Consider the following 12,288-nt stretch of genomic DNA (forward strand, 5'->3'; position numbering starts at 1 on the left):
GAGGCGCGCCGTTCCCGAAGGCCACGACGCGGCGCTCGGCGCCCACACCCGTTCACGACTCCGCAATGCCCACGATCATCGACATCAGCGCCCGCGAGATCCTCGACAGCCGTGGCAATCCGACCGTCGAGGTGGACGTCACGCTGGAGAGCGGCGCCGCCGGCCGCGCCGCGGTGCCGAGCGGCGCCTCGACGGGCGAGCACGAGGCGCTGGAGCTGCGCGACGGCGACGCCAAGCGCTACCTGGGCAAGGGCGTGCTGCAGGCCGTGCAGAACATCGAGGAGCAGATCGGGCCCGCGCTCGTCGGCATGGAGGCGAGCGACCAGATCGGCATCGACCGCCTGATGCTCGAGCTGGACGGCACCGAGAACAAGGCGAAGCTGGGCGCGAACGCGATCCTCGGCGTGTCGATGGCCGTCGCGCGCGCGGCCGCGTTCGAGCTGGAGCTCCCGCTCTATCGCTACCTGGGCGGCCCGATGGCGCGCCTGCTCCCGACGCCGCTGATGAACGTGGTGAACGGCGGCGCGCACGCGACGAACACGGTCGACTTCCAGGAGTTCATGATCGTGCCCGTGGGCGCCGAGACGTTCGGCGACGCGCTGCGCATGGGCGCCGAGGTGTTCCACCACCTCAAGAAGGTGCTCGTGAAGCGGAAGCTCGCCACGGGCGTCGGCGACGAGGGCGGCTTCGCGCCCGACCTGAAGACCGACGAGGAGGCGATCACCGTCATCCTCGAGGCGGTCGAGGCGGCGGGCTACGCGCCGGGCAAGGAGATCGCGCTCGCGCTGGACTGCGCGGCGTCGGAGCTCTACAAGGGCGGCACGTACACGTTCAAGAAGAGCGGCGCCGGCGCGCGCGACGCGCAGGGGATGATCGACCTCTACTCCGAGTGGCTGGAGAAGTATCCCATCGTCTCGATCGAGGACGGGCTCGCGGAGAGCGACTGGGAGGGCTGGGCGAAGCTGACGTCGGCGCTGGGTGACCGCGTGCAGCTCGTGGGCGACGACCTGTTCGTCACCAACACCGAGTTCCTGTCGCGCGGGATCGAGGAGGACGTGGCGAACTCGATCCTGGTGAAGGTCAACCAGATCGGCACGCTGACCGAGACGCTGGAGGCGATCGAGCTCGCGCGCGCGGCCGGCTACAGCGCGATCATCTCGCACCGCTCGGGCGAGACCGAGGACACGTTCATCGCCGACCTCGCGGTGGCGACGAACGCGGGGCAGATCAAGACGGGCTCGGCGTCGCGCTCGGACCGGATCGCGAAGTACAACCAGCTGCTGCGCATCGAGCAGGCGCTGGGTGAGGCCGCGGAGTTCGCGGCCGGCGGCCCGTTCGGGCTCTGAGGGAACCGACGAGGTCGCGCGCGCGACGCTGAGGAGCTGACGGATGTCGTGGGTGAAGCGCGCGGTGTGGACCGCGATCGGCGTGGGCGTGGCGGCGTTCGCGGTGCAGGGCGGGGAGTACGGCACCTCGGACCTGCTGGCGCAGCGCGCGCGCCGGCAGGCGCTGCAGGCGGAGGTGGACTCGCTGCAGCGGCAGGTGGACTCGCTGCGCACGCTGGAGAAGCGGCTGCGCAGCGACCCCGTGCTGCAGGAGCGCGTGGCGCGCGAGGAGTTCGGGATGGTGCGCGGCGACCGCGAGCTGCTGTACCGGTTCGCGGAGCCGCGCGTGTCGGACACGGCCGGAACGGGCCGCGTGCGGACCGCGCGCGCGCGGCCGGACTCCTGAGCGCGCGCGGGAAGTCGCACGTCGCGCAGGGTTGACGATGCCTCCTGTGCGGCTATCTTACGATCACTGCCGCGGGGTGGAGCAGCCTGGTAGCTCGTCGGGCTCATAACCCGAAGGTCGCGGGTTCAAATCCCGCCCCCGCCACTCGCGAAACGGCCAGCCTTCCCGGCTGGCCGTTTCGTTTGCGGGTCGGTCGGTCGTCCGGTGCCCCAGCAGTTGCGTGGCGGTTCCCTGCGGCGGCCGGAGCGGCTAGATTCGTGTGCTCGCCGCGGGAGACCGGGGCGAATGGTCGTGGCTGGGTAGCTCAGCTGGTGAGAGCGCACGACTCATAATCGTGAGGTCGCGGGTTCGATCCCCGCCCCAGCTACTTGAACGACGACGCCCCGCCGGCACACGTGCCGGCGGGGCGTCGTCGTTCCGGCGATCGACGCGCTCACGCCTTCACGCGGATCTTCCCCTCGCTCTTCAGGTCGGCCACCGCGATCGCGACCATCAGGCCGTTCAGCGACGGATCGTGCCGCTGCGCCAGGTGGCGGATGTCGGCCGGCGTCAGCGGCGCGGACGCGTCGCGCACCACGGTCCGCACGACCGCGCGCGTGCGCGCCATCGACGACGGGCCTCGTTCCTGGTCGGCTCTCACGGCTGGCTCTCCTCTCGACGGGCGATCGCGGGCCGGCGCCCGGCGTCGGCGCCGCATGTCCGGACCGAAAGATACCCGCCGGACCCGTCCGCACCATGCGGCGCGCCCGCGACACCTCCCGGGCGCCGGTGTCCAGGGTACGCCCGTTGCCTTGAGAGATCGCGGACCACACCGACCGCCGACCGCCCGCCGACGGGTCCCCGCCGCCACGACTTGGTGACGGGGAACACGCTCGCGGGCACGTCGCGTGCACCCCGGCCTGGTGACCGACGTGCGGTGGACGGGACCGCCGCGCGCGCGGCCGGCAGGGGACCAGCCAGCTGACGGTAGGGGATGCGGACGTTCGTCGACGAGCAGGGCACGGAGTGGACGGCCTGGGAGGTGCGGCCGGGCACGGGATCGCTGGCGCGGCCGGAGCGACGCCTTCACGACCGACGGCGCGAGGCGGCGCCCGATCCCGTGGTCGAGCGCCGGCGGGGCGAGGACCGCCGCAGCCGCAGCCCACGCGCCCGTGCGTCGCTCGTCCCTCGCACCGCGGCCTGGCTCGCGTTCCAGGCGGGCACCGTGCGCCGCCGGCTGGTCCCGATCCCCGACGCATGGGAGGGGCTGACCGACGTCGAGCTGCGGGCGCTCTGTCGCGCCGCCGCCCCGGTCGCGCGCGCGATGGTCGCCGTCGACTGACCGTCGACTGACCGTCGACTGGCCGTTGCTGACGGTGGACTGACGGAACGCGAACATCGCAGGGCATAACGCTCCGCCCCGGCCATGCGTACACTCGGCCGGGCGCGGGGCGCACGGGCGCCGCGCCGAGTGTTGAACACCGTGCGCCGTCCCGCGCCCCTGCCGCCATGCGTCGCTCCCCGAACGACTCGCCGGACCGCGCGCCCGACGCGCTCGGCCGCCGCGACCTGCTGAAGCTCCTCGTCGGCGCGGGGGCCGCGCTGTCGCTCGATCCCGCCCGCCTCGCCGCGTCGACCATCGCGCCGTCGCTCGACTGGCTGGTCGCGCAGGGGCTCGTCTCCAAGCCCATCCCCTCGTCGGGCGAGCGGATCCCCGTGATCGGCGTCGGCACCGCGCGCCGCTACGAGTCCGCCGCGACCGAGGCCGAGCGCGCGCCGCTGCGCGAGGTCGTGCGCAACCTGCCGAAGCTGGGCGGGCGCCTGATCGACACGGCGCCGAGCTATGGCCAGGCGGAGAGCGTCGTCGGCGACCTGGTGGCGGAGGTCGGCAATCGCGACCAGCTCTTCATCGCCACGAAGGTCGGCCGCGGCCGGCAGGGCGTGCAGGCCGGCAAGGACGAGATCGAGGCGTCGTTCCGCAAGCTGAAGACGGATCGCATCGACATGCTGCAGATCCACAACCTCGGCGGCGTGCCGGAGATGCTGCCCGTGCTGCGCGAGATGAAGCAGGCGAAGCGCATCCGCTACTACGGCGTCACCACGTCGTCCGACGGCCAGTACGCCGCGCTCGAGGAGTTCATGAAGCGCGAGCCGATGGACGTCGTGCAGGTGGACTACGCCATCGACAACCGCGGCGTCGAGGAGCGCATCCTGCCGCTCGCGGCGGAGAAGGGGATCGCGGTGCTCACGAACCTCCCGTTCGGCCGCGGGCGCGTGTTCGAGAAGCTCGGCAAGCAGCCGCTCCCCGACTGGGCGAAGGCGATCGGCATCACGACGTGGGCGCAGTTCGCGCTCAAGTACGTCGTGTCCCACCCCGCGGTCACGGTGGCGATCCCCGGCACCGCGAAGCTCGAATACCTGACCGACAACCTCGGCGCCGCGCGCGGCCCGATGCCCGACGACGCGACGCGCCGCCGCATGGCCGCGCTGGTGGAGAGCGCGTGAGCGCGGGTGTGACCACGCGCGTGAGCGACAGCGCGCTCGCACGCGCGATCGGCGCGCGCGGCGGCGAGGGGAAGGCGCTGCTCTGGTCGTGCGCCTACTACTTCCTCGTCCTCACGGCGTACTACATCCTGCGCCCCATCCGCGACGAGATGGGCGTCGCCGGCGGCGTCGAGAACCTGGCGTGGCTGTTCACGGGCACGCTGGCGGGCATGCTGCTGCTGCACCCGCTGTACACGTGGATCGTCGCGCGGCTGACGCGCCGCCGCTTCATCGCGCTCACGTACCGGTTCTTCATCGCGAACCTGGTGATCTTCTACCTGCTGCTGCGCGCGGCGGGAGGCGACACGCCCGACCCCGCGCGCGCGGTGTGGATCGGGCGCGCGTTCTTCATCTGGACGAGCGTCTTCAACCTGTTCGTGGTGTCGGTCTTCTGGTCGTTCACGACCGACATGTACCGGCCCGCGCAGAGCCGGCGCCTGTTCGGCGTGATCGCGGTCGGCGGCACGCTCGGCTCGATCCTGGGCAGCTCCATCACGTCGGCGCTGGCGGGCACGCTCGGCGCCGCGAACCTGCTGCTGGTGTCGGGGCTCTTCCTGGAAGCGGCGGCGTGGGCGGCGCGCGCGCTCGAGACGCGCGAGCCGGAGCTCGCGGCCGCCGCCCAGGCCGACGTGGCCGAAGGGGAGCGCGACCGCGCGGCGGTGACGCAGCCCGAGGCGAAGGACGCGGTCATCGGCGGCGGCGTCGCGGACGGCGTGCGGCACGTGCTGGCGTCGCCGTACCTGCTCGGCATCGCGGTGGTGATGCTCTTCTTCACCATCTCGTCGACCTTCCTCTACTTCCAGCAGTCGCAGATCGCGAAGGACACGTTCGGCGCCGACTCGGCCGGGCGCACGCAGTTCTTCGCCAACGTGGACCTGCTGGTGAACGCGCTGACGCTCGTCGCGCAGGTGTTCCTGACCGGCCGCGTCCTGCGCTGGCTCGGCGTCGGGATCGGGCTCGCGTTCCTGCCCGCGGTCAGCCTGCTGGGCTTCGCGGCCATCGGCATCGCGCCGGTGCTGCCCGCCGTGGTCGTGCTGCAGGTGCTGCGGCGCGTCGGCAACTTCGCGATCCAGCGCCCCGCCCGCGAGGTGCTGTACACCGTCCTCCCGCGCACCGACAAGTACAAGTCGAAGAACTTCAACGACACCTTCGTTTACCGCCTGGGGGACCAGGTGGGCGCGTGGTCGGCGACGCTCATCGGGTGGCTGGGCTTCGGCCTCTCGGGGCTGTCGTGGACGATGGTCCCGCTGTCGGCCGCGTGGCTGGCGCTCGCGTTCTGGCTGGGCGCGCGCTACCGCGGGCTGCAGGCGGGAGCCGAGCCCGCGCCGCGGCCCGCGCTGGAGCCGCGGCCCAACATCGCGTGAACACGGCGTCGCGCACGCTCGCCTTGACTTCCGTGCGCGTGTCCCGTAATCCTGCAACCGTGATCCCGTTCCGCGCCCTCCCCGCCACGCGCCTTGCCGCGCCGCGACCGCGACCGTCGTCGAACTCCCGACGCCGGACGATGGTCGCGCACGCAACCGCGTAGCGACCGAGCGCGCTCCGCCGCCCCTCGTGGGCGTGCCCGACGCCCCGTCCGTGCATTCGCACCGGACGGGGCGCTCTGCGTCCGGCCGGTGCTCATCCCGAGCCCATCACCGGCCATGCTCCACACCAGCAACTCCTCCGCCGCGGCCGCCGTCGCGCAGCTCGACGGCGCCTCGCTCGCGGGACGACGACTCGCGCTGATCGGCGCGGGCACGATGGGCCGCGCGATCGCGGGCGGCCTGCAGCGCGCCGGCGCCTTTCCCGACGCCGCGATCGCGGTCGTCGACCACCACGACAGCACCGCGCGCGCGCTCGCGAGCGAGATCGCGGGCGCCCACGTGGACGATCTCGCGGGCGCGTGCCGCGACGCCGACGTCGTGCTGCTGTGCGTGAAGCCCAAGGACGTCGCGGGCGTGCTCGCGACGCTGCGCGGCGCCGACGCGCTGGCGCACGCGCCCCTCCTGATCTCCATCGCCGCGGGCGTCTCGATCGCGACGCTGGAGGCGGGGACGGGCGGCCGCGTGCCCGTGATCCGCGCGATGCCGAACACCGCGTCGCAGATCGGGCGCGGGTGCACGGTGGTGTCGCGCGGCGCGCTCGCGACCGACGAGCACCTCGCGATCGCGGAGACGATCTTCACCAGCGTCGGCCGCTGCCTGGCGCTCGACGAGCGGCACCTCGACGCGGTGACCGCAGTGTCGGCGAGCGGGCCGGCGTTCATCTACGTCGTGCTGGAGGCGCTCACCGACGGCGCCGTGTCGTGCGGGCTGCCCCGCGACGCGGCGATGGAGCTGGTCGCGCGCATGACGCAGGGCGCGGCCGAGATGGTGCTCGCGACGGGACGGCATCCCGCGGCGCTCAAGGACGACGTCACCACGCCCGGCGGCTGCACGATCGCCGGGCTGATGGTGCTGGAGGACGGGCGCGCGCGCAGCGTGCTGGCGCGCACGATCGAGACGACGGCGCGCGTCGCCGCGGGGCTGGGCCGATGATCATCGAGGACACCTTCGAGGCCGAGCGCGGCGCGCTGGTGCGCGATGCGCGCCGCATCGTCGTGAAGCTGGGGAGCAACGTCGTGCTGGACGCCGATGGCGCGCCCGCGACGGCGCGGCTGGAGCGGATCGCCGACTCGCTGGTGGCGCTGCGTGCGACCGGGCGCGAGGTGCTGCTGGTGTCGTCCGGCGCCGTCGGGCTGGGCCGGCACGTCTGCGGCGCACGGACGGCCATGACGCGGCAGGCGGAGGCGGCAGTCGGGCAGGGGCGTCTGCTGGCCTTCTATCACCACGCCTTCGCTCGACGCGGCGTCGAGATCGCGCAGGTGCTGCTGACGGATCAGGACTTCGACGCGGGGGCGCGCGAGGAGCGGCTCGCGGCAACCCTGGATTCGCTCCTGGCACATGGCGCGCTCCCCGTGATCAACGAGAACGACGTCGTGGGGGACGTCTTCGGCGCCCCGCTGCGTCCCTCGCACATCCGCGACAACGATGCGCTGGCGTCGGCGGTCGCGCGGACGACGCGCGCCTCGCTCCTGCTGCTCCTGTCGGACGTGGACGGCGTCTACACCGCGAACCCCGCGGTGGCGCACGACGCCACGCTCATTCCGACGCTGCGGAAGGTGACGCACGAGCTGATCGTCGCCTCCGTGGGGCGCGGCGCGCGGGGACGTGGGGGCATGGCATCCAAGCTGGCGGCGGCGTCGAACGCGTCCGGCGCCGGCATCGGCGTCGTGATCGCCAATGGGCACGCCGACGGCGTGATCGACCGCATCCTGCGCGGCGAGGCGGTGGGGACGCTGGTGACGCGGAGGACGTCGTGACCGCGGCCGACGAGGTGCGCGCGCTCGCCCTCGCCGCGAAGGCTGCGTCGCGCGTGGTCGCCGCGCTGCCGTCGGAGGTGCGCCGGCATGCAGTGCTCTCGCTCGCCGACGCGCTGCTGGCGTCGCGCGACGCCATCCTCGCCGCGAACGCCGCCGACGTGGTCGACGCGCGCGAGGCCGTGGCTGCCGGCGAGATGAGCGCCGCCACGCTGCAGCGCCTGACGCTCGACGCGCGCAAGCTGTCGGAGGTGGCGGTGCAGCTGCGCGAGGTCGCCGCGCAGGACGAGCCGGTGGGACGCGTCCGCGAGCGCACGCTCCTGGACGACGGCCTGGAGCTGCGCCGCGTGACGTGCCCGATCGGCGTCGTGGCGGCGGTGTTCGAGGCGCGTCCCGACGCGGTCACGCAGATCGTCGCGCTCGCGCTCCGCTCGGCCAACGCGGTGGTGCTCAAGCCCGGGCGCGAGGTGCGGCGCACGGCGCGCGCGATCGTGGACGCGATGCACGCGTGCCTCCGCACGGGCGGCGCGATCCCGCCCGCCGCGATCGCGATGGTGGACGACCGCGCGGCGGTGGACGTGCTGCTGACGCTCGACGACCTGATCGACCTCGTGGTGCCGCGCGGCTCGCAGGCGCTCGTGCGGTCGGTGATGCAGCGCACGCGCATCCCGGTGCTGGGCCACGCCGACGGCGTGTGCCACGTCTACCTCGACGCGGCGGCCGATCCGGCGATGGCGGTGGAGCTGGTGGTGGACGCGAAGGTGCAGTATCCGTCCGCCTGCAACGCGGTGGAGGTCGTGCTCGTGCACCGCGACGCGGCGCCCACGCTGATCCCCGCGCTCGTCACGCGCCTGCGCGCGGAGGGGGTGACGCTCGGCGGCTGCGCGCGCACCGTAGCCCTCGCGCCCGACGACGTCTCGCTGGCGGCCGACGACGACTGGCACACGGAGTGGGGCGACCTGCGGCTGACGATCGGCGTCGTCGACGATGTCGACGCGGCGATCGCGCACGTGAACGCGCACGGCTCGCACCACACCGACGCGATCGTCACCGAGGCCAACGGTGCCGCGGACGCCTTCCTCGCGCGCGTCGACTCCGCGTGCGTCTTCCACAACGCGTCCACGCGCTTCGCCGACGGCTTCCGCTTCGGGCTGGGCGCGGAGCTGGGCATCGGCACGGGCAAGCTGCACGCGCGCGGGCCGGTCGGGCTGGAAGGGCTGACGACCTACCGCTGGGAGCTGCGCGGCAGCGGTCAGCGCGTGGCGTCGTACGCGGGCGCCGGCGCGCGCGCGTTCCGGCACGAGCGGCTGCCGGCCGGCGACGGCGCGCGCTGAGTCGTCAGCGCGCGCGGATGCGCGCCTCGGCCACCGTCTCGTGCACGGCCGCGATCCAGTCGTCGCCGAAGCGCTCGGGGTCCGTCGCCCAGCTCACGACGCTGGGCACGGCGAGCTCGATCCCGTCGCGCTCGTCCGCCACCGCGGCCGCGAGGATCCCGCCCATGCGGCGCAGCCGGCGCAAGTCACCGGATGCGACGCGCGCGTCGAAGTCCTGCTCCAGCGCGCGGAACGTCGCCTCGTCGAAGACCGCCAGCCGGCGCGCGCGCAGCGCCCCGGCGCAGTCGTGGAAGCGCTCGTAGTGCGCCCACTCGGGGCCGGGGCGGATGCGCGTCAGCTCGTCGGCCAGCAGGTCGATGTGGTGCTCCAGCATCCACCGCGGCATGCCGCGGCCGGAGAGCACGGTGCCGAGCCAGAGCGCCTGCGCGCACGCGCCCTCCTTCGTGAGCGCGCAGAGCGTGACCAGCCAGCCGCTGTCGCTGGAGCTGAAGCTGCGCCCCCGCGCGCCGAAGCGCCGCGCGTAGTACGGGAACTCCGCCCAGCTGCGCCGGATCGCGCGCTCCGCGGCCGCGATCTCCAGCGGGTCCGCCGTGACGGCGTGGTCGCCGGCGGCGGGGTTGAGCGCGCTGGCGGGCTGCGTGCGCGGTGGGGCGGCGGTCGGGAACTCGTGCATCGGAGCGGAGGGCGGTGGAGCCGGTGAGTCGCTCAGGCGGGGACGGCCAGCGTGCGGTCGAGCCACTCGGCCAGCGCGTCGAAGGTGTCGCGCGCGCCGGCGAGCAGCTCGTCGGGCGGGCAGCCCTCGCGCTCGACCGCGACGGCGAGGCCGGCGAGGAACGTGCGCCACATCGGGCCCACGTCGTCGCCGTAGGCATGGTAGTATGCCGCGCCGGTATCGGGCCCGAGGCCGAGCGTGCGCGCGAGGTGCCGCCGCACGAGCTGGCCGCCGAGCGTCGCGCCCTCGAGCACGTAGGCGCAGCCGAGCGCGCGCGCGAGCGTGCTGGCGTCGGGCAGACGATCGCACGCGGGGATCACCGCGACGTCGGCCGGCGCGCCGCCCAGCGCGCGCAGGTCCCGCGCGAGCAGCGGCGTCTTGCGGCGCGCGTCCCAGTCCAGCCCGAGCCGGTCCCACGGCACGGCGGCCAGCTGCCGCTCCAGCGGCGCGTGGAAGCCGTGCAGCGCATGGAGCACGCGCGCGTAGTCGGCGCGCGTGAGCGCCGGGTCCATCACCGGCAGGCTCGCCTCGGCGCGGGCGTGCTGCGCGCGGGTGCCGTCCTTCAACAGGGCGTGGATCATGGATGGCGGACGGTCGCATGGGCCGCGCGCCGACACAAGGCCGACGCACGTGTGTGTTCGCGCGCGGACGCGGTCGCCGGCTCGTCGCTTGCTCATCGGGACGCTCCCACCCGAATGGAGGAGCCGTGAGCCCCGTCACAGAGACGCCGGCCAGCGCGACGCTGATCGCCGAGCTGAACGACCTGCTGCAGCTGGACCACGACGCCCTGCAGTCGTACACGATGGCCATGCACGAGCTGGAGCACTCCGCCTACCGCGAGACGCTGCGGCGCTTCCGCGGCGACCACGAGCGGCACGTGGAGGAGCTGAACGCGCTCATTCGCGCGCACGGCGGGATGCCGATCGACGTGCCGCACCCCACCGGGCTGGCAAAGCTGGCGAAGCAGGCGCTCGGCGGGGCCGGGACCGACCGGCGGGTGCTGCTGGCGTTCCGCGCCAACGAGCGGCAGTCGCGCGACAAGTACGTGCGGGCGGCCGAGCGGGCGGCGGCGTGGCCGGCGGACGTGCGGGCGGCCGTGAAGCGCGGCGCGGCGGACGAGGAGCGCCACTTCGACTGGGTGGACGCGACGCTCGAGTCGCTGGGTGAGCGTCCGGACTCGCCGCGGGGGCGGGCGCGGCGCGCCTACGACGTGGTGCACGCGCGCGCGGCCGACGCGGTGGAGGCGGTCGGGAAGCGCGGGATGGTGGGCTTCGAGGCGGCGCGGCGTGGCGCGGCGCGCGTGGGCGGTGCGGGCCGGACGGTCGCCGTGAAGGCCCGCCAGCGTCCGGTCCTCACGGCGCTGGCCGTGGTGGGCGCCGGGGTGCTGACCGCGGCGATCGTGGGCGGGCTCGGCACGCGTCGGCGGCGGCGGACGCGGCGCGGCTGAGGGCCGTATGACGAGAGCGTGACGCCCGGCCCGCCCGTCGGGCGGGCCGTGTAGATTGCGAGGTCGGCCGGCGGCCGCACGTGGATGCATCCTCTCAACTCGCCGGCCCGCCCTCGTCATGGAAGCCAAGCGAACCCTCCCCAAGTCCGCCCGCGGGGCCGGCGTCACGTCCATCGTGGACGGGCGCGGCCCGCAGCTGGCGCCCGCGCCGGTCGACCCTGCCGCGGGCAACGGGCACGCCGACGATCACGTCGCGCGCAACCCGGGCACGGCCCTCGACCTCGACGTCGTGCGCGCGCTGCGCGTGAACCGCAGCGCGGTCGAGCGCCGCGCGGCCACGCTCCCCGCCCGCCGCACGGTGAAGAAGGAGTGGCAGGCGGCGTGGCTGCTGCGCGCCATCACCGTCATCGACCTCACCACGCTCTCGGGCGACGACACCCCGGGCAACGTGCGCCGGCTGTGTGCCAAGGCGCGCCAGCCCGTGCGCCCCGAGCTGCTCGAGTCGCTGGGCGTCGCGCACCTGGGGCTGAAGACCGGCGCGGTGTGCGTCTACCACGCCTACGTCGCGACCGCGGTCGAGGCGCTGCGCGGCAGCGGGATTCCCGTGGCCGCCGTGTCGACGGGCTTCCCGGCCGGTCTGTCGCCGCTGCGCGAGCGGCTGGCGGAGATCCGCGCCTCGGTGGCCGACGGCGCGACCGAGATCGACACCGTCATCACGCGCGCGCACGTGCTGCGCGGCGAGTGGGAGGCGCTGTACGACGAGGTGAAGGCGATGCGCGAGGCGTGCGGCGACGCGCACCTCAAGGTCATCCTCGCGACCGGTGAGCTGGCGACGCTGACGAACGTCGCGCGCGCCAGCGAGGTCGCGATGCAGGCGGGCGCGGACTTCATCAAGACGTCCACCGGCAAGGAAGGGACGAACGCGACGCTCCCCTACGCGCTCGTGATGTGCCGCGGCATCCGCGCGTACCAGGAGCGCACGGGCCACCTGGTCGGCTTCAAGCCGGCGGGCGGCATCCGCGCCGCGAAGGGCGTGCTGGAGTTCATGTACGTCATGAAGGAGGAGCTGGGCGACCGCTGGCTCAAGCCCGACCTGTTCCGCGTCGGCGCCAGCGCGCTGCTGACCGACATCGAGCGCCAGCTCGAGCACTTCGTCACGGGGCGCTATTCGGCGGCCCATCGCCACCCGATGGTCTGATCA

13 protein-coding genes and 2 tRNA genes are annotated in these 12,288 nt (G+C 74.0%); 12 read left to right on the forward strand and 3 right to left on the reverse strand.

Annotated features, from left to right (window positions below):
* The first annotated feature begins 65 nt into the window (after positions 1–65).
* From eno to rosag_RS14575, 4 genes are all read left to right on the forward strand, one after another.
* The gene (gene eno, locus rosag_RS14560; RefSeq protein WP_284350872.1) at positions 66–1,346 is read left to right on the forward strand and encodes a phosphopyruvate hydratase; all 1,281 of its coding nucleotides are present in this window, start codon (positions 66–68) and stop codon (positions 1,344–1,346) included.
* 43 nt (positions 1,347–1,389) lie between these two features.
* Positions 1,390–1,731 (forward strand): FtsB family cell division protein, encoded by a 342-nt coding sequence (locus rosag_RS14565; RefSeq protein ID WP_284350873.1) that lies wholly within the window; start codon positions 1,390–1,392, stop codon positions 1,729–1,731.
* A gap of 70 nt (positions 1,732–1,801) precedes the next feature.
* Positions 1,802–1,875 (forward strand) — tRNA-Met (locus rosag_RS14570).
* A 149-nt stretch (positions 1,876–2,024) separates the two neighbouring features.
* Positions 2,025–2,098 (forward strand) — tRNA-Met (locus rosag_RS14575).
* Positions 2,099–2,164: 66 nt separating this feature from the next.
* On the opposite strand, the gene rosag_RS14580 is transcribed toward rosag_RS14575, so the two are convergent.
* The gene (locus rosag_RS14580; protein WP_284350874.1) at positions 2,165–2,371 is read right to left on the reverse strand and encodes a hypothetical protein; all 207 of its coding nucleotides are present in this window, start codon (positions 2,369–2,371) and stop codon (positions 2,165–2,167) included.
* A 333-nt stretch (positions 2,372–2,704) separates the two neighbouring features.
* Here rosag_RS14580 and rosag_RS14585 point away from each other — a divergent pair, with 333 nt between their 5' ends.
* The 6 genes from rosag_RS14585 (at position 2,705) to rosag_RS14610 (ending at position 8,928) form a co-directional block, all read left to right on the forward strand.
* Positions 2,705–3,052: a hypothetical protein gene (locus tag rosag_RS14585; protein ID WP_284350875.1), complete on the forward strand. Its 348-nt coding sequence runs from the start codon at positions 2,705–2,707 to the stop codon at positions 3,050–3,052.
* 167 nt (positions 3,053–3,219) lie between these two features.
* Positions 3,220–4,215 (forward strand): aldo/keto reductase, encoded by a 996-nt coding sequence (locus rosag_RS14590; protein WP_284350876.1) that lies wholly within the window; start codon positions 3,220–3,222, stop codon positions 4,213–4,215.
* A complete protein-coding gene (locus rosag_RS14595; RefSeq protein ID WP_284350877.1) occupies positions 4,212–5,618 on the forward strand; it encodes an NTP/NDP exchange transporter in 1,407 nt (468 codons plus the stop codon). The genes rosag_RS14590 and rosag_RS14595 overlap by 4 nt, the downstream gene beginning before the upstream one ends.
* A gap of 279 nt (positions 5,619–5,897) precedes the next feature.
* On the forward strand, positions 5,898–6,773 hold the full coding sequence (gene proC / locus rosag_RS14600; protein ID WP_284350878.1) for a pyrroline-5-carboxylate reductase: 876 nt from the start codon (positions 5,898–5,900) through the stop codon (positions 6,771–6,773).
* Positions 6,770–7,597 carry a glutamate 5-kinase gene (proB, locus tag rosag_RS14605; protein WP_284350879.1) on the forward strand — a complete coding sequence of 276 codons (828 nt, stop codon included), beginning with the start codon at positions 6,770–6,772 and terminating at the stop codon, positions 7,595–7,597. Before proC ends, proB begins: the two co-directional genes overlap by 4 nt.
* Positions 7,594–8,928, forward strand: coding sequence for a glutamate-5-semialdehyde dehydrogenase (locus rosag_RS14610; protein ID WP_284350880.1), 1,335 nt, complete (start codon positions 7,594–7,596; stop codon positions 8,926–8,928). The genes proB and rosag_RS14610 overlap by 4 nt, the downstream gene beginning before the upstream one ends.
* A gap of 4 nt (positions 8,929–8,932) precedes the next feature.
* Here the strand turns inward: rosag_RS14610 and rosag_RS14615 are convergent, their stop codons facing one another.
* Together rosag_RS14615 and rosag_RS14620 are read right to left on the reverse strand one after the other, a co-directional pair.
* The gene (locus rosag_RS14615) at positions 8,933–9,601 is read right to left on the reverse strand and encodes a hypothetical protein (protein WP_284350881.1); all 669 of its coding nucleotides are present in this window, start codon (positions 9,599–9,601) and stop codon (positions 8,933–8,935) included.
* Between the two features lie 32 nt (positions 9,602–9,633).
* Positions 9,634–10,221, reverse strand: a complete 588-nt coding sequence (locus rosag_RS14620) for a biliverdin-producing heme oxygenase (protein WP_284350882.1) — start codon at positions 10,219–10,221, stop codon at positions 9,634–9,636.
* 125 nt (positions 10,222–10,346) lie between these two features.
* Between rosag_RS14620 and rosag_RS14625 the strand changes: the two genes are divergently transcribed.
* Together rosag_RS14625 and deoC are read left to right on the forward strand one after the other, a co-directional pair.
* Complete coding sequence (locus rosag_RS14625; RefSeq protein WP_284350883.1) at positions 10,347–11,087, forward strand: DUF2383 domain-containing protein; 741 nt, start codon at positions 10,347–10,349, stop codon at positions 11,085–11,087.
* 118 nt (positions 11,088–11,205) lie between these two features.
* Entirely contained in the window at positions 11,206–12,285 is a 1,080-nt protein-coding gene (deoC, locus tag rosag_RS14630; protein WP_284350884.1) for a deoxyribose-phosphate aldolase, read from the forward strand.
* The last annotated feature ends 3 nt before the right edge of the window (positions 12,286–12,288 follow it).

It is taken from the genome of Roseisolibacter agri, from assembly GCF_030159095.1.
In the GTDB taxonomy this organism is placed as follows: Bacteria; Gemmatimonadota; Gemmatimonadetes; order Gemmatimonadales; family Gemmatimonadaceae; genus Roseisolibacter; species Roseisolibacter agri.

Coding starts and splice junctions, on each gene's coding strand:
- proC (WP_284350878.1), top strand. CDS start 5,898: ATGCTCCACACCAGCAACTCCTCCGCCGCGGCCGCCGTCGCGCAGCTC.
- rosag_RS14590 (WP_284350876.1), top strand. CDS start 3,220: ATGCGTCGCTCCCCGAACGACTCGCCGGACCGCGCGCCCGACGCGCTC.
- rosag_RS14615 (WP_284350881.1), bottom strand. CDS start 9,601: ATGCACGAGTTCCCGACCGCCGCCCCACCGCGCACGCAGCCCGCCAGC.
- rosag_RS14620 (WP_284350882.1), bottom strand. CDS start 10,221: ATGATCCACGCCCTGTTGAAGGACGGCACCCGCGCGCAGCACGCCCGC.
- deoC (WP_284350884.1), top strand. CDS start 11,206: ATGGAAGCCAAGCGAACCCTCCCCAAGTCCGCCCGCGGGGCCGGCGTC.
- eno (WP_284350872.1), top strand. CDS start 66: ATGCCCACGATCATCGACATCAGCGCCCGCGAGATCCTCGACAGCCGT.
- rosag_RS14565 (WP_284350873.1), top strand. CDS start 1,390: ATGTCGTGGGTGAAGCGCGCGGTGTGGACCGCGATCGGCGTGGGCGTG.
- proB (WP_284350879.1), top strand. CDS start 6,770: ATGATCATCGAGGACACCTTCGAGGCCGAGCGCGGCGCGCTGGTGCGC.
- rosag_RS14585 (WP_284350875.1), top strand. CDS start 2,705: ATGCGGACGTTCGTCGACGAGCAGGGCACGGAGTGGACGGCCTGGGAG.